This is a genomic window from Cellulomonas xylanilytica, assembly GCF_007989805.1.
Classification (GTDB): domain Bacteria; phylum Actinomycetota; class Actinomycetes; order Actinomycetales; family Cellulomonadaceae; genus Cellulomonas; species Cellulomonas xylanilytica.
This window is the reverse complement of sequence record NZ_BJUB01000008.1, coordinates 156,287-175,886: the sequence shown is the minus strand read 5'-3', so window position 1 is coordinate 175,886 and position 19,600 is coordinate 156,287. Positions and strand designations below refer to the sequence as shown.

Here is a 19,600-nt window from a genome sequence, read left to right as displayed (position 1 = left end):
GACCCGGTGAGTCGCGAACGACCCATGACAGTGCGTCCAACACCACGACTGTAGTGATCCACGACCTGCAGGAATACGGCGAATCGCCGCGAGCTGCGTCGGGCCGTCAGACGCGGGCGAGGTCCCGTGCGCGGGAGTACTCCGCCTCGGCGGCGCCGAGCACGTCGTCCCACCCGAAGGCCGGGCGCACCACCCGGTTGTGGGCGAGCATCCCGTCGAGGAGCCGGCTGTCCCGGGCGAGGTGGACGATCGCCTCGGTCATCTCCGCGTCGTCGGACACGAGCAGCCCGTCGATGCCGTCCTCGACGAACTCGGCGATGCCGGTGCCGCGTCGCGCGACGACGGCGAGCCCCGCCGTGCGCGCCTCGAGCGCGGCGATGCCGAACGCCTCGAGCTCGGCAGGGGCGAGGAAGACGTCGGAGTCCGTGTAGGCCGCGCGGACCTGCGGTCGGGTCAGCCGTCCGCGCAGCTCGACCACGTGCTGCAGACCCTGACCCGCCACCGCGGACGCCACCCGGCCCTGGGCGGGCCCGGAGCCGATGACCGACAGGCGCAACCGGTCGGGGGGCAGGCGCCGGGCCGCGGCACCGACGAGCTCGATCAGCGGGACGGCACGTTTGCGGGGTGCCAGGCGCATCGTCGAGACCAGGCGCAGCGGCCCGCGCTCGCCGGGACGGCCGCGGCCCTGCGCGAGGGACGTCGGCGCCCAGAGGTCGAGGTCGATCCCGTTCGGCATCACGGACACGTCGGCGTCGAACACCTCCCCCACCCGGGCGGCGGCGGCGTGGCTGACGGCGCTGAGCGCGGCGGGCGTCCGCTGCCACCGGGTGCGCTGGACGAGCGTGCGCAGCGCACCCACGACGCCGTCGAGCATGCAGTGCCAGGTGATCGCGGTCGGCAGGCCGAGGTCCAGGGCGATCCGCGCGCCGTCGTACGCGAACGGCGAGAGCACCCCGGCGTGCACGTGGACGACGTCGGGGCGCAGCTCGGCGAACGCCGACCGCACGAGCCGTGGGCCGACGGGGTTCACCGGCAGGTCGAAGGGGATCCGCGCACCCAGCCGGTGCACGTGCACCCCGTCCTCCAGGTCCACGACACCGCCACGCTCGCCGCCGACCCCGAGGGTCGCGGTCAGCACGTGGACGTCGTGCCCGGCAGCGGCCTGCCGGGCGGCGAGGTCGCCCACCTGGGACTCGATCCCCCCCGTACGCGGCGCGTAGCAGTCGGAGACGTGGACGATCAGCACGGAGCCACCGTATCCGCGCGAACCGGACGGGTGTTCACCATCCGGCGCACATCACCCGCGTGCGCCACCGGCGGCCTCGATGCGCGCGAGCGCCTGCGTGTGCACGGTCCGCTCCAGCACGAACGACATGACGGGGACGACGCCCGCGGCGGCCATGGTCGCCAGCCGGCCGAGGCGCCAGCGCATCTTCGACCAGAGGTCGAACACGGTGACCAGGTAGATCACGTAGATCCAGCCGTGCGCGTACGCGATCCACGCGCCGATGACCGGGTTCGGCGTGCCCGCGGCATCCACGCCGTTGGCGTGGAACACGTACTTCAGGACCAGCTCCACGCAGAGCAGGAGCAGCAGCGTGCCGGTGATCCACGCCATCACGCGGTAGCGCGTCGTGGCCCCTCGGGCCTTGCGCACCCACGGGTCGACGCTGGTCGTCGTCGGTGTCTCGTCCACTGGCCCTCCTCCCACTCGGTTGCTCCGCAAGAGATCCTAGAGCGGTCCCGACGATGCCCAGGCCACCGCGGCGTCAGGTCAGGCCGCACCGTGCAGCGCGTTCTCCTCTCCTGTCCCGACATCTCCGTTGACGCGGCCGGGGCGCAGGACGACGCTTCGCTCATGGACGTCCCGACGTCTGCGCCCCACCAGCCCGAGCACCAACCCGCCCACCCTCGGTGGGCGGTACTCCTCGCGCTCGTGCTCGTCGCTGCGGGGGCGGCCTGCACCGCGCCCGGCACCCGGGACGCGCCGGCCCCGACCGCCCAGGTCCCGAAGCCCACCGTGGCCGCGCCGACCACGGGCGGCGCATGGTCGTTCGTGGTCCTGCCGTACGACGGTGCCGACCCCGCGCCGGTGGTCCACGGCACCACGCACCGCTTCGTCAACCCGCACCCCGGCTCGGACGCTGCCGACACCGCGGTCACCGCGGACTACCGGTGGATCGAGTACACCGTCCCCCGAGGATGGGAGGTGGGCGACGTCTACGTCGGCAAGCACCTCGGCGAACCGGACGAGGTGGCACTGAGCATCTGGACGACGGCCGGCCTGTATCCGGATCCCTGTCGGCGGGGCGCGGAGCTGAGCCCCTTCGACCTGTACGACCACGGCCACCCGGACGGCCTCACCATCTCGCTGGCGAGCGACTACGCCGGGAAGGGGCTGGCAGCGCAGCACGGCCGCGAGGCCTCGGAACCTCGCTCCGTCGTCATCCCCGACCCGACGGACGACGAGGGCACGCTCGCTCTCCGCCTCGAGCTGACGGTTCCTGCGGAGCTCGACCTCACCTCGTGCGACGGCGGCGTCTACCGCGCGTGGCAGGGGTACGGCGACGGCGACCAGCCGCACGACAACCACGTCGCCGGGCAGACGGACATCGTCCTCCAGATCGACGTCGACCGGGCCCCGCTCGTGGTCGACGCCTCGTTCCGCCCTGCCTCGTCGCAGACCGACGTCGACGAGCTCTACTCCGTCATCGGGTCGATCGTCATGAACCGGTGGTGAGCGGCACGGCGCTCATTCCCACTCGATGGTCCCCGGCGGCTTGCTCGTCACGTCGAGGACCACCCGGTTGACCTCGGGCACCTCGTTGGTGATCCGGGTCGAGATGACGGACAGCACGTCGTACGGCAGGCGGGTCCAGTCCGCGGTCATCGCGTCCTCGGACGACACCGGCCGCAGCACGACGGGGTGCCCGTAGGTGCGGCCGTCACCCTGCACGCCCACGGACCGCACGTCCGCCAGCAGCACGACGGGGCACTGCCAGATGTCGCGGTCCAGCCCTGCTCGGGTCAGCTCCTCGCGGGCGATCACGTCGGCTGCGCGCAGGATGTCGAGCCGCTCCGCGGTGACCTCGCCGATGATCCGGATGCCCAGGCCGGGCCCGGGGAACGGCTGGCGCCAGACGATCCCCTCGGGGACGCCCAGCTCCAGACCGACCGCGCGGACCTCGTCCTTGAAGAGGGTGCGCAGCGGCTCGACCAGCTCGAACTGCAGGTCGTCCGGCAGGCCGCCGACGTTGTGGTGCGACTTGATGTTCGCCGCACCCTCGCCACCACCGGACTCGACCACGTCGGGGTAGAGCGTGCCCTGGACGAGGAACCTGACGTCCTCGCCCTCGCCGGCCTCCTCGATGACCTCGCGGGCCGCCTGCTCGAACACCCGGATGAACTCGCGGCCGATGATCTTGCGCTTGGTCTCGGGGTCGGTGTGCCCGGCGAGCGCCCGCAGGAACCGGTCGCGGGCGTCGACGATCTTCAGCTGCACGCCCGTGGCGGCGACGAAGTCCTTCTCCACCTGCTCGGCCTCGCCGGACCGCAGCAGGCCGTGGTCGACGAAGACGCAGGTGAGCTGGTCCCCGACCGCCTTCTGCACGAGCGCGGCCGCGACGGAGGAGTCGACTCCACCCGAGAGCCCGCAGATGACCCGCGCGTCCCCGACCTGGGCGCGGATCTTCTCCACCTGCTCCGCGACCACGTTGCCGGCGTTCCAGTCGGGGGCCAGCCCCGCGCCCTCGTAGAGGAAGTTCTCGAGCGCCTTCTGCCCGAGCGGCGAGTGCTTCACCTCGGGGTGCCACTGCACACCGAAGAGTCGGCGGGCGCGGTCCTCGAACGCCGCGACCGGGCTGCCGGACGACGTCGCCAGCACCTCGAAGCCCTCGGGGGCCGCGTGCACCGCGTCGCCGTGGCTCATCCACACGGTCTGCGACGCCGGGCTGCCCGACAGCACCGTGCCGGCCGACGTGACCTCGACGGCGGTGCCGCCGTACTCGCGCTGGCCGGTCTGCGCGACCGTCCCGCCGAGCGCGGCCGCCATCGCCTGGAACCCGTAGCAGATGCCGAGCACGGGGACCCCGGCCTCGAACAGCGCCGGGTCCACGAACGGCGCACCCGTGGCGTACACCGACGAGGGGCCGCCCGACAGGATGATCGCGGCCGGGTCCTTGGCCAGCAGGTCCGCGACGGACGCGGTGTGCGGCACGATCTCGGAGTAGACGTTCGCCTCACGGACGCGGCGCGCGATCAGCTGCGCGTACTGCGCGCCGAAGTCGACGACGAGCACGGGACGGTGGGTGGTGGCGGCCGGGTCGGGCGTCTGCGTCACGCCGCCAGGGTAGTCGGCGCCCGGAGGTCGCCGTGCACCCGGTCCGGCCTCCGGGCGGCCGCGGAAAACCATGCGGAGGGTGTCAGTACCGCCCCGTAACGTTGCTCCTCGTGCGTTCTCTCCCCCTCGACGACCCCGGCACCCCGCCCCTGAGCGGGCCCGTCGCGCTGCTCTGGTGGCTGGCGCGGCGGCAGTGGGGCATCCTCTTGGCGGCCGTCGGGCTGGGCATCCTGCAGTTCGCGGCGCAGGCGTTCACCCCGTTCGTCGTCGGCCGGGCCGTCGACGACGGGCTGGACAGCGGCTTCGGCCCGGACCTCTGGCGCGCGTGCGGCACGCTGCTGGCGCTCGGCGCGGTGATCATCACGACGTCGGCCATCGGCCACCGGTACGACGTGAACAACTGGCTGCGGGCGGCGTTCACGTCCTCGCAGCTGGTCGGCCGGACCGTCGCCCGGTCGGGGCACACGATCACCAAGGAGCTGCCGACCGGCGAGGTCGTCTCCGCGGTCGCCAACGACGCGCTGCGCATCGGCGAGGTGTTCGCCCTCGCCGCCCACTTCCTGGGCAGCCTCGTCGCGTACGGCATCGTCGCGGTGCTCATGCTGCGGGTGTCGGTGCCGCTCGGGCTCGTCGTCGTCCTCGGCCTGCCGACGGTCGCGGCCATCCTCGGTCTGCTCGTCAAGCCGCTGTCCCGGCGCCAGTCGGCGCAGCGCGAGGCGTCGGGCCGCCTGACCACGCTCGGCTCCGACACCGTCTCCGGCCTGCGCATCCTGCGCGGCATCGGCGGCGAGGAGGTCTTCACGGGCCGTTACCGCGCGCAGTCCCAGGAGACCCGGCGCCGCGGGGTCGAGGTCGCCCGGACGCAGTCGGTCCTGGACGCCCTCCAGGTCCTGCTGCCCGGCGCGTTCGTCGTGACCCTCATCTGGCTCGGCGCCCACATGGCGCTGGCGGGCACCATCACACCCGGCCAGCTGGTCTCGACGTACGGCTTCGCCGCGTTCCTGTCGTGGCCGGTGCAGAACGCGACGCAGATGCTCCAGGCGGCGACGCGTGCGCACATCGGTGCGTCCAAGGTGGTCAAGGTCCTGCAGGTCGTCCCGGCGACGGGCGCGACGCCCGGCACGGCCGCCGCACCCGGACCGCGTGCACCGCTGGTCGACGAGGCCAGCGGCCTGCGGCTCGAGCCCGACCGGGTCGTCGCCCTGGTGAGCGCGGATCCCGACGAGTCCGCGCGGATCGCGACGCGGCTCGGACGGTTCGACGACGAGGCGGAGAAGGCCACCCCGGTGCGCCTGGGCGGGGTGCTGCTCTCGGAGCTGGACAAGGAGCTGGTGCGGGAGCGGATCGTCGTGGCGGAGGCCACGCCGCACCTCTTCTCGGGGCTGCTCGAAGAGGAGCTCGACGTGCGAGGGTCGGCGACGCAGGACGACCTGCTGCGCGTCATCGCGACGGCCGACGCGCAGGACGTGCTCGACTCCGTGCCCGACGGCCTCGCCGGCGAGCTGCCCGAGAAGGGCCGCTCCCTGTCGGGCGGTCAGCGCCAGCGCGTCGCCCTGGCCCGGGCGCTGCTCATCGACCCGGAGATCCTCGTCCTCGTGGAGCCGACCAGCGCGGTCGACGCCCACACCGAGGCGCGGATCGCGGCGCGGCTGGCCGACGTCCGGCGCGGCCGCACCACCCTCGTGGTCACCGCCAGCCCGCTGGTGCTGGACCACGTGGACGAGGTGGCGTTCGTGCAGGACGGGGTCGTGCGCGCCCGCGGCAGCCACGACGACCTGCTCGCGCACGGTGCCGACGACCTCGAGGTCGCCCGGGCGTACCGGGCGGTGGTCGGGCGGCAGATGGAGGAGGAGTCCGTCGAGAACAGCAGCATCGAGTCCCTGGCCGAGGACGAGCGGCTGCACGAGGAACTGATGGCCGAGCAGAAGAGTGGAGGACAGTCATGAAGCTCCCCATCGCCGACACGGCGACGGTCCGGGCGTACACGGGCGTGCTCTTCCGCAAGCACCGCCGCCCGCTGGTCCTCATCGCCGCCCTGCACACCCTGGCGGCGACCGCGGGGCTGGCCGGGCCCTGGCTGCTCGGCATGCTCGTCGACGCGGTCACGGGCGGCACGACGGCCGGGTACATCAACACCCTGATCGTCATCGGCGCCGTCGCGGTGCTGGCGCAGACCGTCCTCATCCGGTTCGCGCAGCGCGCGTCGATGATCTTCGGCGAGGAGGTCTTCGCCGAGCTGCGCGAGGAGTTCATCGAGAAGGTCACGGCCCTGCCGCTGTCCGTGGTCGAGCGGGCCGGCACGGGCGACCTGGTGGCGCGCACGACGAACGACGTCAACAAGCTGCAGCACGCGGTGCGCTTCGGCGTCCCGCGGGTGATCGTCGCGGTCGTCACCATCTCGCTCACGATCGTGGCGTGCCTGTTCCTGTCCCCCGTGGTCTCGCTCGCGATGTTCGTGGGCGTGCCCACGCTGCTCCTGGTCGTGCGCTGGTACCTCAAGCGCGCGACGCCGGCCTACCAGCGGGAGTCGGCCGCCTACGCCGTGCTCAACGGGACCATCACGGAGTCCGTGGAGGGCGCCCGCACCGTCGACGCCCTGCGGCTCGGCCGTCGCCGGTCGGCCCGTGTGGACGCCGACCTGCGGGAGGCGTTCGAGGCCGAGAAGGTGACGCTGCGCCTGCGCACCATCCTCTTCCCGGGCATCGACGCGGCGTTCGTCCTGGCGCCCGCGGCGGTGCTGCTCTGGGGTGGCTACCTCGCCTCCGAGGGTTACGTCACGGTCGGCGCGGTCACCACGATCGTCCTGTACACGTACCAGATCACGGGTCCGGTGTGGGAGCTGATCTTCTGGGTCGACGAGATCCAGGTGGCGGCCACGTCGCTCGCGCGCATCGTCGGCGTGCAGCTGGTGGAGCCCGACCGCGAGACGCGGCCGGGCACGCCGGTGGACGAGGACATCGCGTCCCGGGGGCTGGTGTACGCGTACCGCGAGGGCCACAACGTGCTGCACGGGATCGACCTCGACCTGGCCGCCGGGGAGCGCCTTGCCGTGGTGGGGCCGTCCGGCGCGGGCAAGTCGACGCTCGGCCGGATGCTCGCGGGCATCCACCCGCCCACCGAGGGCACCGTGACGGTCGGCGGCGTCCCCCTGATCGACCTGCCGCTGGAGGACCTGCGCGGGCACGTCGCCCTGGTCACCCAGGAGCACCACGTGTTCGTCGGGTCCGTGGCGGACAACCTGCGCCTCGCCCAGGTGGACGCCGACACGGCGGCGCTCGAGCGCGCGCTGCGGGCGGTCGACGCCTGGGAGTGGGTGCAGGGGCTGCCCGAGGGCCTCGACACCGAGGTCGGCTCCGGCGGCGCGGCCCTCACCCCGGCGCAGGCCCAGCAGATCGCGCTGGCCCGGCTGGTCCTGCTCGACCCGCACACGCTCGTCCTCGACGAGGCCACCTCGCTGCTCGACCCGCGGGCAGCCCGGCACCTCGAGCGCTCGTTGTCGGCGGTGCTGTCGGGCCGGACCGTCGTCGCGATCGCCCACCGCCTGCACACCGCGCACGACGCGGACCGGGTCGCCGTCGTCGACGGTGGCCGGATCACCGAGATCGGTCCGCACGACGAGCTGGTCGCGGCCGGTGGCGACTACGCCGCGCTGTGGCACTCCTGGCAGCACGACGCGGTCTGAGCGCCTGTACGCCTCCTTCGGGCAGATCGGTACACATCGGTTACCTTGCTCGTGAGAAACCTCTCATCGCCGGAAGGACCTCACGTGCAGACCACCCGAAGCCGATCGCGCGGGCCGGTCGCCGCCGTGGTCGCCACTGCCCTCGCGGTTCCCGCCGTCGCCGCCGCGCTGACGCTGGGGGCGGCAGCTCCGTCCGCGGCGATCAGCTTCTGCGGCGTGCCAGGCGACCCGACGCAGGGATTCACGGTCCTCGTCGAGGGCGATGCCTCGGTGGGCGGCTCGGAGATCGAGGGCACGCTCGGAGTCGGCGGATCGCTCTCCTGGTTGTCGACCTTCGACGTGCGTCACTCGACCGGGCTGACCCCACCGGACTACGACCTGCCGATGCTCGAGGTCGGCGGCACCGACCAGCCGGTCCGGGTGTCGGCCGGTGCCTACGACCTGGCAGGTTCGCAAGGGATCCTGCAGGTGGGCTCCGGTGCGGACGACCCGGCGTGGCCGCGGGGCGAGATGTTCGCGGGTGCGCAGACGTGGACGTCCTTCACCCTGCAGGGCCAGGAGGTGTTCGTCTCCGACGCCACCAGCCAGGCGCGTGTCGTGCCGCCGAACCCGCCCGCACCCGCCGACGACCTGGCGGCGTGGGTCGCCGCGAACATCGGACCGGTCGATGTCAGCCCGGTGACCAGCGGCTTCCCGACGCTGGATGCCATGGCGGACGCGGTCGCCGACCTGCCGGGGGCGAACGCCGGGGTCTCGGCCGTGACGCTCACCGGGACGGCACCGGAGAAGCAGCTCGAGCTCGTCGCGGGTGACCTGAACGTGCTGTCCGTGACGCCGGAGCAGCTCGACGGCGTCACCGCGCTGAACTTCACGGGAGCCGTGCCGTCCTCCACCACCGGGCTGGTGGTCCGGATGTCCGGCGGCACCGAGTTCTCCGTCCCGCGGTTCAACGGAGCCAACGACTCGGGGACGAACAACCTCTTCGCACCTTGGGTGCTGTGGAGCTACGACGAGTCCGGCCCGCTGACGATCTCGAGCCAGGACCGGATCACCGGCACGATCCTCGCGCCACGGTCCGACGTCACGATGGAGAACGCCAGCCCGCTCGAGGGCCAGCTCGTCGCGTCGACGCTGACCAAGCCCCTCGGCTCCGGCGAGGTCCACCACTACGCGTATGAGGGCTGCGTGCCGGACGACGCCACGCCGACCGGCACGGTCCAGCTGAGCAAGGTCCTGGTCGTGGACGGGACATTCGACACCCTGCCCCACAACGTGTTCGTGCAGTACTGGGTCGACGGGGTCCGGCAGCTGCCCGACCTGTCGGTCGAGACGGACGGCACCGTGCTGGGCCCGGCGACGGTCCCGTCCGGCACCGAGGTCGAGCTCGGCGAGGTCACCCCGGCGCCCGTGCCGGGTGGTGTCTGGCAGGCACCGGTCTGGGCCGTCACGGGAGCCGCGACCATCCCGCCGACGCAGCCCGGTGCGCAGGTGGCGTTCGTCGTCGCGCCGGACGCCGAGGTGGCCGTCTCGCTCACCGACACCCTGGTCGGTCAGGGGCGGTTCACCGTCGCCAAGTCCGTGGACGACGCCGGTCTCGGCGCCCCGTCCACCGTCTCCTTCCAGTGGTGGGTGGACGGCGTGCAGCAGTCGCCGGATCTGGTCGTGGCCACCGACGGCACGGTGCTGGGTCCGGTCGACGTCGCCCCGGACAGCGTGGTCGAGCTGGTCGAGGTGCTGCCTCCGGACCCGGTCGGCGGCTCCTGGACGGCGCCGATTTTCACTGTCGCGGGCGGCGCGACGGCGACCCCGGAGCACGGCGGCTTCGCGTTCGCGGTGGGCCGCGGCAGCGCCGTCAGCGCGGTGCAGGTGGCCAACGTGGTCGAGCCCGACGTGGCGCCCGCCCAGGGCGGCTTCGCGGTCCGGAAGGTCGTGGCCGGTGCCACGGGCACGGTGCCCGCAGGCGCCGTCTTCACAGGGACCTGGTCCTGCGACGCGGCCGGGGCCACGGGGGCGACCTCCGGTGCGTGGTCGGTGCGGGCCGGCGGGACCGTCGTCGTGGAGGGGTTCCCCGTCGGTACGGTCTGCACCGTGGCGGAGGGTGCGGACCAGCCGGGCGGCGCCTTCACGTCCGCGCTGTCGCCCGCCGGCGGTCGCGTGGTCGTGGCCGCCGGCGACCCGGTGACGACCGGCCTCGTCACGGTGACGAACACGTACACCGCCGTGCCGCCGGACGTCTCCCCGGACGACGGCGCCGAGCTGGCGGCGACCGGCGCGGACGGCGTGGGCAGCACCGCCGTGGGCGCTGCCCTGGTGCTCCTGCTCGGCGCGACGATGATGCTCGCCGCGCACCGTGCGCGCCGGGTCCCCCGATGACCGGTCCGCTCGTCCTGCGCGGCGGTGTCGTCGTCCCCGACGACGCCCTCGCGTGGCGCTTCTCGCGCTCGAGCGGGCCGGGCGGTCAGTCGGTGAACACGACCGACTCCCGCGTGGAGCTCACGGTCGACCTAGGACGCATCGCGTGGACCAGCCCGACGCAGCAGGACCGCGTCCTGGCACGGCTGTCGGGTCGGCTGCGCGGGTCGCTGCTGACCCTGAGTGCCCAGGAGTACCGGTCGCAGCTGCGCAACCGTGAGGCCGCCCTCGCCCGGGCGCACGCGCTGCTGGACGACGCCCTCGCTCCCCCGGGTCCGACCCGCCGCGCCACCCGGCCGAGCCGGGGGTCGCAGGTCCGTCGCGTGCAGGGCGAGCAGAAGCGCCGGGCGGTCAAGGAGCTGCGGCGCCGCCCGCCTCTGGGGTGAGCTCCGGCTCGGCGCCCGAGCCGCGGGCCTCGTCGCGGACCAGCCGCAGCCACAGCAGCACCGCGAACCCGCCGAAGATCCACCACTGCGCGGCGTAGGCGAGGTTCTGGATGCTCAGCCCCGCGCCGGGCTTCGTCGGCGGGTCCAGCAGCGCGACCGAGTCGGCCTGCGCCGGGTCCGACGACGCGACCACGAGATACCCCGTGTAGATCGGGCCGCCCCACGAGTTGAGCAGCTCGGCCGAGCTGATCGCGTCGGTCTGCCCGTCGGCCACCCCGGTGCCCGCCTGCTCGGAGGCCTGCAGATAGCCGGTGACGTCCACGCTGCCGGCGGGCGGGGCGTCGGCGTCCGCGGGCGTCGCGACCCAGCCGCGCACGACGGGCAGGACGGCGCCGTCGGTGGTGGTCAGCGGTGTCAGGACGAGCAGGCCCGTGGTCCCGTCGTGCGCACGGCCCGTCACCAGGAGCTGACCGTCGGCGTCGTAGGTCCCGGTCGTCGTGACCTTGCGGCCGACGAGCTCGCCGGTGAACGTGGTCTGCGGCACCAGGACGTCGTCGAGCGGCACCGCGGGGGCGGCGACGAGCTCGGCGGTGAGGCGTTCCGCGGCCGCGGCTCCGTGCACCTGCGCGCGGTCCAGCTGCCACGCGCCCAGCCGGGCGCACACCGCGGCGGCCGCCAGGAGCAGGACGAGCAGGACGAGCATCCGGGGGCGCACGGCCGCGCGGAGCATCGTGGTGGGCGGGCGTCGCTCCGACTGCTCCCACCCCGGCACCGGGCGTGGCGACCGGTCGTGACCGGGTGCGTCCGCACGCTCGCGCGCGACGGCGGCGGGGGTCGGCTCGGTCACGCCTCACGGTACCCCGCAGCACGTGCCCGGTCGGAACGGGACCGGGCACCCGCAGGGCGCCGACAACCCCGCTGACCTGCGCATCGACCCCGCGCAGCCGCCGCCGGACGTTCGGCGTGCGTTCGCCCACACCTCCTGCGCCGATGCGCAGAGTGCGGTTGTATGACTTGTGGGCGCTCGCACGCGACACGGGACCAAGGACCCTCGTCCGCACGGCGTGCCCGACGGAAGGCTGACACCGCGCCGGTGGCATGCCGGAACGACGACTGGGGAGCGCGCATGAGCACGACGACGTCGGCACGGAGCACGTGGCGGACCGGGAGCGGCACGGTGGTCGACGCCGAGACCGTCGCCCGCATCGACAAGTGGTGGCGCGCCGCCAACTACCTGTCGGTGGGCCAGATCTACCTCCTGGACAACCCGCTCCTGCGTGAGCCGCTGACGCGCGACCACGTCAAGCCGAGGCTCCTCGGCCACTGGGGCACCACCCCGGGCCTGAACTTCCTGTACGCGCACCTGAACCGCGCGATCGCGGAGCGCGAGCAGTCGACCATCTACGTCACGGGACCGGGCCACGGCGGACCGGGGCTCGTCGCGAGCGCCTACCTCGACGGCACGTACTCGGAGTACTACTCGGACATCACCGAGGACACCGAGGGCATCCACCGGCTGTTCCGGCAGTTCTCCTTCCCGGGTGGCATCCCCAGCCACGTGGCGCCCGAGACGCCGGGGTCCATCCATGAGGGCGGCGAGCTCGGCTACGCGCTGAGCCACGCCTACGGCGCCGCGTTCGACAACCCCGACCTGCTCGTCGCGACCGTCATCGGCGACGGCGAGGCGGAGACCGGACCGCTGGCCACCAGCTGGCACTCGAACAAGTTCGTCAACGTCGAGAACGACGGGGTCGTCCTGCCGATCCTGCACCTCAACGGCTACAAGATCGCCAACCCGACGGTGCTGGCGCGCATCCCCGACGACGAGCTCGAGTCGCTCATGGTCGGGTACGGGCACAAGCCGCACATGTTCGTCGCGGGCTTCGACGACGAGTCGCACGAGGACATCCACCGCCGGTTCGCGACGCTGCTGGACGAGGTGCTCGACGAGATCGCGGAGATCAAGCGCAGCGCCCACGCCGGCAACGAGCAGCGTCCGCAGTGGCCGATGATCGTGTTCCGCACCCCGAAGGGCTGGACCGGCCCCGACTACATCGACGGCAAGAAGACGACCGGGTCGTGGCGGGCGCACCAGGTGCCGCTGGCCAACGCGCGGGACACCCCCGAGCACCTCGACGTGCTGCGGCAGTGGCTCGAGTCGTACCGGGTGGACGAGCTGTTCGACGACACGGGCAGGCTGCACGACGACATCCGCGCGCTCGCTCCCACCGGCGCCCTGCGGATGAGCGACAACCCGCACGCCAACGGCGGGGTGCTGCTCAAGGACCTGCGCCTGCCGGACTTCCGCAAGTACGCGGTGGACGTGCCCGTGCCGGGCGGCTCGATGAGCGAGGCACCGCGCGTCCTGGGCGACTGGCTGACGGACGTCATCCGGCTCAACCCGGACAACTTCCGGATCTTCGGGCCCGACGAGACGGCGTCGAACCGGCTGCAGTCGGTGTTCCAGACGACGGACAAGCAGTGGAACGCGGAGTTCTTCGGCGCGGACGTCGACGAGCACCTGGCGCGTGCCGGCCGCGTGCTGGAGATGCTCAGCGAGCACCAGTGCCAGGGCTGGCTGGAGGGCTACCTGCTGACGGGCCGGCACGGCCTGTTCAACTGCTACGAGGCGTTCATCCACATCATCGACTCGATGTTCAACCAGCACGCCAAGTGGCTGAAGGTCACCAACGAGATCCCGTGGCGCCGGCCGGTCGCGAGCCTGAACTACCTGCTGTCCAGCCACGTCTGGCGCCAGGACCACAACGGCTTCAGCCACCAGGACCCGGGCTTCATCGACCACGTGGTCAACAAGAAGGCCTCCGTCGTGCGGGTCTACCTGCCGCCGGACGCCAACACGCTGCTCTCGACGTACGACCACTGCCTGCGCAGCCGTCAGTACGTCAACGTGGTGGTGGCCGGCAAGCAGCCGGCGCCGAACTTCCTGACCATGGAGCAGGCGATCGCGCACTGCACGCGCGGTCTGGGGATCTGGGACTGGGCGGGCTCCGAGGTCGCGGGCGAGAAGCCGGACGTCGTCCTCGGTGCGGCCGGTGACGTGCCCACGCTCGAGGTGCTCGCCGCGGCGGACATCCTGCGGCGCGAGCTGCCCGACCTGAAGGTCCGGGTCATCAACGTGGTCGACCTGATGCGGCTGCAGGACGCGCGGGAGCACCCGCACGGGATGACGGACGCCCAGTTCGACGGGCTGTTCACCTCCGACCGGCCGGTGATCTTCGCGTACCACGGCTACCCGTGGCTCATCCACCGGCTCACCTACCGCCGGCACGGGCACAGCAACATCCACGTGCGCGGCTACAAGGAGGAGGGCACGACGACGACGCCGTTCGACATGGTCATGCTCAACGACCTCGACCGGTTCCACCTGGTGATCGACGTGATCGACAACGTCCCCTCGCTGGGCAGCGCGCAGGCCAACCTGCGGCAGAAGATGGTCGACGAGCGCCTCCGGGCGCGCGAGTACACCCGGGAGTTCGGCGACGACCTGCCGGAGGTCCGCGACTGGGTGTGGCCCGACGCGCAGGACCAGTCGGACTCCGGTCAGGTGGCGGCGACGCTGTCGACCGGCGGAGACAACGAGTAGCACCCCCTCGTCCGTGGGGCGGGCGCCGCTGCCCGCCCCACGGATCCACCGCACTGCCGCATCGGAGACGCCCACCGTGGCCCGCAGCATCTACGTCACGTCCCCCGAGGGGGACTCCGGCAAGTCCATGGTCGCGCTGGGTCTGGTCGACCTGCTGGCCCGCACCGTCCAGCGGGTCGGGGTGTTCCGGCCGGTGGCCCGGTCCACGGACGTGCGCGACTACGTGCTGGAGCTCCTGCTCCATCACGACGGCGTCGACCTCACCTACGACGAGTGCGTCGGGGTGACGTACGAGCACGTGCTGGACGACCCGGAGGCGGCGCTCGCGCAGATCGTGTCCCGGTACCACGACGTCGAGCGGCGCTGCGACGCGGTCGTGGTGGTGGGCACCGACTACACGGACGTCGCCGGCCCGACCGAGCTGGCCTACAACGCCCGCATCGCCGCCAACCTGGGCGCCCCGGTGGTGCTCGTCATCAACGGTGGCCACCGCAAGCCGGCGGTCGTCGCGCAGGTGGCGGACGTCGTGGTCACCGAGATGCAGGCCAACCACGCGCAGGTGGTCTCGGTCGTGGCCAACCGGTGCGCTCCGGGGTCGGTCAGCGGGGTCCGGGACGCCCTGCGCGCCGGGACCGGGCTGCCCGCGTGGGCGGTGCCGGAGAACCCGTTCCTCACCGCCCCGACCGTCCGGCAGCTGTCGGAGGCGGTCCGGGGCACCCTCATCGCGGGCGACGAGGACCTGCTGTCGCGCGAGGTCCTCGACGTCATCGTCGGGGCCATGTCCGTCGAGCACCTGCTGGGCAAGCTGACCGACGGGTCGGTCGTCATCACGCCGGGCGACCGGTCCGACGTGCTGCTCGGCCTGCTCATGGCGCACCAGGCCGAGGGGTTCCCGTCGCTGGCCGGGATCATCCTCAACGGGGGGTTCCGTCCGGCGCCGCTGATCGCCCGGCTGGTGGAGGGCCTCGGGAGCAGGCTGCCGATCCTGTCCACCGAGCTGGGCACCTTCCGGTCGGCGAGCGCCGTCGGGGACACGCACGGGCGCCTGACGGCCGACTCGCAGCGCAAGGTCGACACGGCGCTGTCGCTGTTCGAGCAGCACGTCGACGGGGAGGCGCTGCTCGCGGCCCTCGACGTGGAGCGGCCCGAGGTGGTCACGCCGCTGATGTTCGAGTTCGCGCTGCTGGACCGGGCCCGGTCCGACCGCCAGCACGTGGTGCTCCCCGAGGGCGGGGACGACCGGATCCTGCGCGCGGCGTCGACGCTCCTGCAGCGTGGCGTCGCGGACCTCACGATCCTCGGGGACGAGCCGGCCATCCGCGCCCGTGCCACGGAGCTGGGCCTCGCCCTCGACGACGCCGCGATCATCGACCCGCGCGACGGCGAGCTGCTCGAGCGGTTCGCCGTCGAGTACACCGAGATGCGCAAGCACAAGGGCATGACGGTCGACCGGGCGCGCGAGATCGTCTCGTCGGTGTCGTACTTCGGCACGATGATGGTCCAGCTCGGGCTGGCCGACGGCATGGTCTCCGGCGCCGCGCACACCACGGCCCACACGATCAAGCCGTCGTTCGAGATCATCAAGACCACCCCGGGCGTCTCCAGCGTGTCCAGCGCGTTCCTCATGTGCCTCGAGGACCGGGTGCTGGTCTACGCGGACTGCGCGGTGATCCCCGACCCCACGGCGGAGCAGCTGGCCGACATCGCGATCTCGTCGGCGGGCACCGCCCAGCAGTTCGGCATCGAGCCGCGCATCGCGATGCTGTCCTACTCCACCGGTGAGTCCGGCTCGGGCGCCGACGTGGAGAAGGTCCGCACCGCGACGGCGCTCGTCCGCGAGCGCCGGCCCGACCTGTCCGTCGAGGGCCCCATCCAGTACGACGCCGCCGTCGACGCGTCCGTCGCCAAGACGAAGATGCCGGACTCGGCGGTGGCGGGGCGCGCGACGGTGTTCGTGTTCCCGGACCTGAACACCGGCAACAACACGTACAAGGCCGTGCAGCGGTCGGCGGGTGCGATCGCCATCGGGCCGGTCCTGCAGGGTCTGCGCAAGCCGGTCAACGACCTGTCCCGCGGCGCGCTGGTGCAGGACATCGTGAACACCGTGGCGATCACCGCCATCCAGGCGCAGGCGGAGGACCTCACATGAGCCCGATCTCCCAGCCGACCCCCGGGTCGGCCCTCGGCGCGCACGGCAGCGTCCTCGTCGTGAACTCCGGCTCGTCGTCGATCAAGTACCAGCTGGTCAACCCGGTGGGCGGTGAGGCGATCGCGTCGGGCCTCGTCGAGCGGATCGGCGAGGACGAGGGCTCGGTGCGGCACACGTACGGCGGCAACACCACCGAGCGCACGGACCCGGTCGCCGACCACGGCGCCGGTCTGCGGGCGGTGCTCGCCCTGTTCGAGGAGGTCGGCCCCGACCTCGGCCAGGCGCACGTGGTCGCGGTCGGCCACCGGGTGGTGCACGGGGGGTCCGTGTTCGGGGCCCCGGTCATCGTGGACGACGAGGTGGTCGCCCAGATCGACGCGATCTCCCCGCTGGCTCCCCTGCACAACCCGCCCAACCTCACCGGCATCCAGGTGGCCCGTGAGCTGCTGCCGGACGTCCCGCACGTCGTCGTGTTCGACACCGCGTTCTTCCGTACCCTGCCCGAGGCCGCGGCCACCTACGCGATCGACCGGGACGTCGCCCGGGAGCACGGCGTGCGGCGGTACGGGTTCCACGGGACGTCGCACCAGTACGTGTCCGGCAAGGTCGCGCGCGTGCTCGGCCGCCGGCTCGAGGACCTCAACCAGATCGTGCTGCACCTGGGCAACGGCGCGTCCGCGTCGGCGGTCCGCGGGGGCGTCGCGGTGGAGACGTCCATGGGCATGACCCCGCTGGAGGGCCTCGTCATGGGCACGCGGTCGGGCGACCTCGACCCCGCGGTGCTCATCCACCTGCAGCGCAACGCCGGGCTGTCGGTCGACGAGGTGGACGACCTGCTCAACCGGCGCTCGGGCCTGAAGGGGCTGGCGGGCGAGAACGACTTCCGTGAGCTGCGCAAGCTGATCGACGCCGGCTCCGCCGACGCCTCGCTGGCGTTCGACGTCTACATCCACCGGCTGCGCAAGTACATCGGCGCCTATCACGCCGTCCTCGGCCGGGTGGACGTCATCACGTTCACCGCCGGGGTCGGCGAGAACGACCCTGTGGTCCGCGCCCGCGCGCTCGAGGGCCTGGAGTCGATGGGCATCGCGGTCGATCCCGACCGCAACGCCGGCCGCAAGACGGAGCCGACGATCATCTCGCCGGACTGGACCAGCACCCTCGTGATGGTCGTCCCGACCAACGAGGAGCTCGCCATCGCCCGCCAGGCGGTCGCGACGATCGAGGCCGCCGGCTACGAGGGCACGAGCGACGAGTCGGACCCGGCGCCGGCAGCCACGGGCCACGCCTGACGGCGACGCGGCGCCGAACCCGGCACCGGTGTCGTCACCGGCCCCGGGAACGGGAACGGGAACGGCACCCACGTCGGGTTCGCTACGGGAGGCGGAGCCTCTTCATGGTGCGCAGGACCTCCGTGTAGACGCGGGGCCAGGTGTCGGTGCCCAGGTCGAACAGGCGGTGCAGGCCCACGCCGGGGCCGCCGAGGACGCCGTGCGCGCCCCGCTGGACCGCGACCGTCTGCACCCGCGTCGTCTCCCACAGGCCCTCACGGCCGTGCCGGCTGCCGATCCCCGAGGCACCGACACCACCCTGCGGCGCCGCGACGGAGCCCCAGGTCGCGGCGTACCCCTCGTTGACGTTCACGGTGCCGGCCCGGACCCGGGCGGCGATCGCGGCGCCACGGCGGGTGTCCGCGGTCCAGATGCTCGCGTTGAGCCCGAGGTCGCTGTCGTTCATCGCCGCCACGGCCTCGTCGTCGGAGGCCACCCGGTAGAGGCTCACGACCGGCCCGAAGGTCTCCTCCCGTCCCAGCCGTGCCTCGGCGGGCACGTCGGTCAGGATGGTCGGCTCGTAGAACCACGGGCCGAGGTCGGTGCGGTGGACACCTCCCGCGAGGACGGTCGCGCCGTGCCCGATGGCGTCCTCGACGTGCTCGACGACCGTGGCCAGCTGCGCGGCGGACGTCAGCGAGCCCATGTCCGACCGGTAGTCGAGGCCGGATCCGAGACGCACCTCGCGCGTGCGCCGGACGAACGCGGCGGTGAACTCGTCGGCCACGTCCTCGTGCACGTAGATCCGCTCGATGCTCACGCAGACCTGCCCGGCGCCGACGAAGCAGGCGCGGACGGCCCCCTCGGCGGCGACCTCGACGTCCACGTCCTCGGCGACGTACATCGGGTTCTTCCCGCCCAGCTCGAGCGTCGCGGGCACCAGCCGCTCCCCCGCCTGCGCCGCGACGACCCGGCCGGTGCGCGTGGAGCCCGTGAAGCTCACGTGGTCGACGTGCTGGACGACGGCGGCCCCGACGGTCGGTCCGTCGCCGACGACGACCTGCAGCAGCCCGTCGGGCAGCCCGGCTTCCTCGAGCAGCTCCGCGGCCCACAGGGACGTGAGCGAGGTCTGCGGGTCGGGCCGCAGGAGGACGGCGTTGCCGGCGACGAGGGCCGGCAGCACGTCGCCCAGCGTGAGCGTCAGCGGGAAGTTCCAGGGGGCGACGATCCCGACGACGCCGACCGGGTGCCGCAGGACGCGGACGCTGGTCAGGCCCGGGAGCAGGCCCGGCACCCGACGCGGTGCGAGGTACCGGCCGGCGCGCGACGCGTAGTGCCGGGCGACCAGCGCGATGTCGCAGACCTCCTCGAACGCCGAGACCCGCGCCTTGCCGGACTCCAGCTGGATGAGGTCCAGCACGTCGCTCTGGCGCTCGAGCACGAGGTCGTGGACGCGGGACAGGACCGCGGTGCGGTCGCGCAGCGGGCGGGCCGCCCAGAGTCGTTGCGCTGCGCGCGCGTTCTTCGCGGCACGGGCCACGTCGTCAGGCGTGGACAGCGGGATCGCCGCGATCGGGCTCCCGGTGAACGGCGCGTGCGACGTGGTCGTCCCCGCCCCGGGCGAGGAGACCACGCGTCTCAGCAGCGGGCGGACGTCGTCCGGCTCGAGGACGTACGTCGCGAGCGGGTCGGTCTCGGGGTCGTGGAGCTCGATGTGTCCCGGGTCGTGCGCCATAACCGCGAGGGTACGCGCGCGA

General features: G+C 72.9%; 13 protein-coding genes. 8 read left to right on the top strand and 5 right to left on the bottom strand.

Translation table 11 applies throughout. The features are described from left to right. Positions 1–106: 106 nt before the first annotated feature. Both CXY01_RS13765 and CXY01_RS13760 read right to left on the bottom strand, forming a co-directional pair. Positions 107–1,246 (bottom strand): glycosyltransferase family 4 protein, encoded by a 1,140-nt coding sequence (locus CXY01_RS13765; RefSeq protein WP_146927986.1) that lies wholly within the window; start codon positions 1,244–1,246, stop codon positions 107–109. Positions 1,247–1,297: 51 nt separating this feature from the next. Further along, a complete protein-coding gene (locus CXY01_RS13760; RefSeq protein WP_246125339.1) occupies positions 1,298–1,696 on the bottom strand; it encodes a DUF3817 domain-containing protein in 399 nt (132 codons plus the stop codon). A 162-nt stretch (positions 1,697–1,858) separates the two neighbouring features. Between CXY01_RS13760 and CXY01_RS13755 the strand changes: the two genes are divergently transcribed. Then, a complete protein-coding gene (locus tag CXY01_RS13755) occupies positions 1,859–2,740 on the top strand; it encodes a hypothetical protein (protein ID WP_146927985.1) in 882 nt (293 codons plus the stop codon). A 12-nt stretch (positions 2,741–2,752) separates the two neighbouring features. Here CXY01_RS13755 and guaA read toward each other — a convergent pair whose 3' ends face one another. Beyond that, the gene (gene guaA / locus CXY01_RS13750; protein WP_146927984.1) at positions 2,753–4,339 is read right to left on the bottom strand and encodes a glutamine-hydrolyzing GMP synthase; all 1,587 of its coding nucleotides are present in this window, start codon (positions 4,337–4,339) and stop codon (positions 2,753–2,755) included. Positions 4,340–4,449: 110 nt separating this feature from the next. Between guaA and CXY01_RS13745 the strand changes: the two genes are divergently transcribed. The 4 genes from CXY01_RS13745 (at position 4,450) to arfB (ending at position 10,819) form a co-directional block, all read left to right on the top strand. Beyond that, on the top strand, positions 4,450–6,285 hold the full coding sequence (locus CXY01_RS13745) for an ABC transporter ATP-binding protein (protein WP_146927983.1): 1,836 nt from the start codon (positions 4,450–4,452) through the stop codon (positions 6,283–6,285). After that, complete coding sequence (locus CXY01_RS13740; protein WP_146927982.1) at positions 6,282–8,021, top strand: ABC transporter ATP-binding protein; 1,740 nt, start codon at positions 6,282–6,284, stop codon at positions 8,019–8,021. The genes CXY01_RS13745 and CXY01_RS13740 overlap by 4 nt, the downstream gene beginning before the upstream one ends. A gap of 84 nt (positions 8,022–8,105) precedes the next feature. Continuing rightward, a complete protein-coding gene (locus CXY01_RS13735; protein ID WP_186813406.1) occupies positions 8,106–10,394 on the top strand; it encodes a collagen-binding domain-containing protein in 2,289 nt (762 codons plus the stop codon). After that, on the top strand, positions 10,391–10,819 hold the full coding sequence (arfB, locus tag CXY01_RS13730) for an alternative ribosome rescue aminoacyl-tRNA hydrolase ArfB (protein WP_146927980.1): 429 nt from the start codon (positions 10,391–10,393) through the stop codon (positions 10,817–10,819). The genes CXY01_RS13735 and arfB overlap by 4 nt, the downstream gene beginning before the upstream one ends. On the opposite strand, the gene CXY01_RS13725 is transcribed toward arfB, so the two are convergent. Further along, positions 10,785–11,666 carry an SURF1 family protein gene (locus CXY01_RS13725; protein WP_246125337.1) on the bottom strand — a complete coding sequence of 294 codons (882 nt, stop codon included), beginning with the start codon at positions 11,664–11,666 and terminating at the stop codon, positions 10,785–10,787. The two genes, arfB and CXY01_RS13725, sit on opposite strands and share 35 nt — an antisense overlap. 279 nt (positions 11,667–11,945) lie before the next feature. Between CXY01_RS13725 and CXY01_RS13720 the strand changes: the two genes are divergently transcribed. The 3 genes from CXY01_RS13720 to CXY01_RS13710 all read left to right on the top strand — a co-directional run bounded on the left by CXY01_RS13720 (position 11,946) and on the right by CXY01_RS13710 (position 17,864). Continuing rightward, positions 11,946–14,423, top strand: coding sequence for a phosphoketolase family protein (locus tag CXY01_RS13720; RefSeq protein WP_146927979.1), 2,478 nt, complete (start codon positions 11,946–11,948; stop codon positions 14,421–14,423). A 76-nt stretch (positions 14,424–14,499) separates the two neighbouring features. Then, complete coding sequence (pta, locus tag CXY01_RS13715; protein ID WP_146927978.1) at positions 14,500–16,572, top strand: phosphate acetyltransferase; 2,073 nt, start codon at positions 14,500–14,502, stop codon at positions 16,570–16,572. Continuing rightward, entirely contained in the window at positions 16,569–17,864 is a 1,296-nt protein-coding gene (locus CXY01_RS13710) for an acetate/propionate family kinase (protein WP_146927977.1), read from the top strand. Before pta ends, CXY01_RS13710 begins: the two co-directional genes overlap by 4 nt. Before the next feature lie 82 nt (positions 17,865–17,946). Here the strand turns inward: CXY01_RS13710 and CXY01_RS13705 are convergent, their stop codons facing one another. After that, positions 17,947–19,578, bottom strand: coding sequence for a succinic semialdehyde dehydrogenase (locus CXY01_RS13705; protein WP_146927976.1), 1,632 nt, complete (start codon positions 19,576–19,578; stop codon positions 17,947–17,949). Positions 19,579–19,600: the final 22 nt, after the last annotated feature.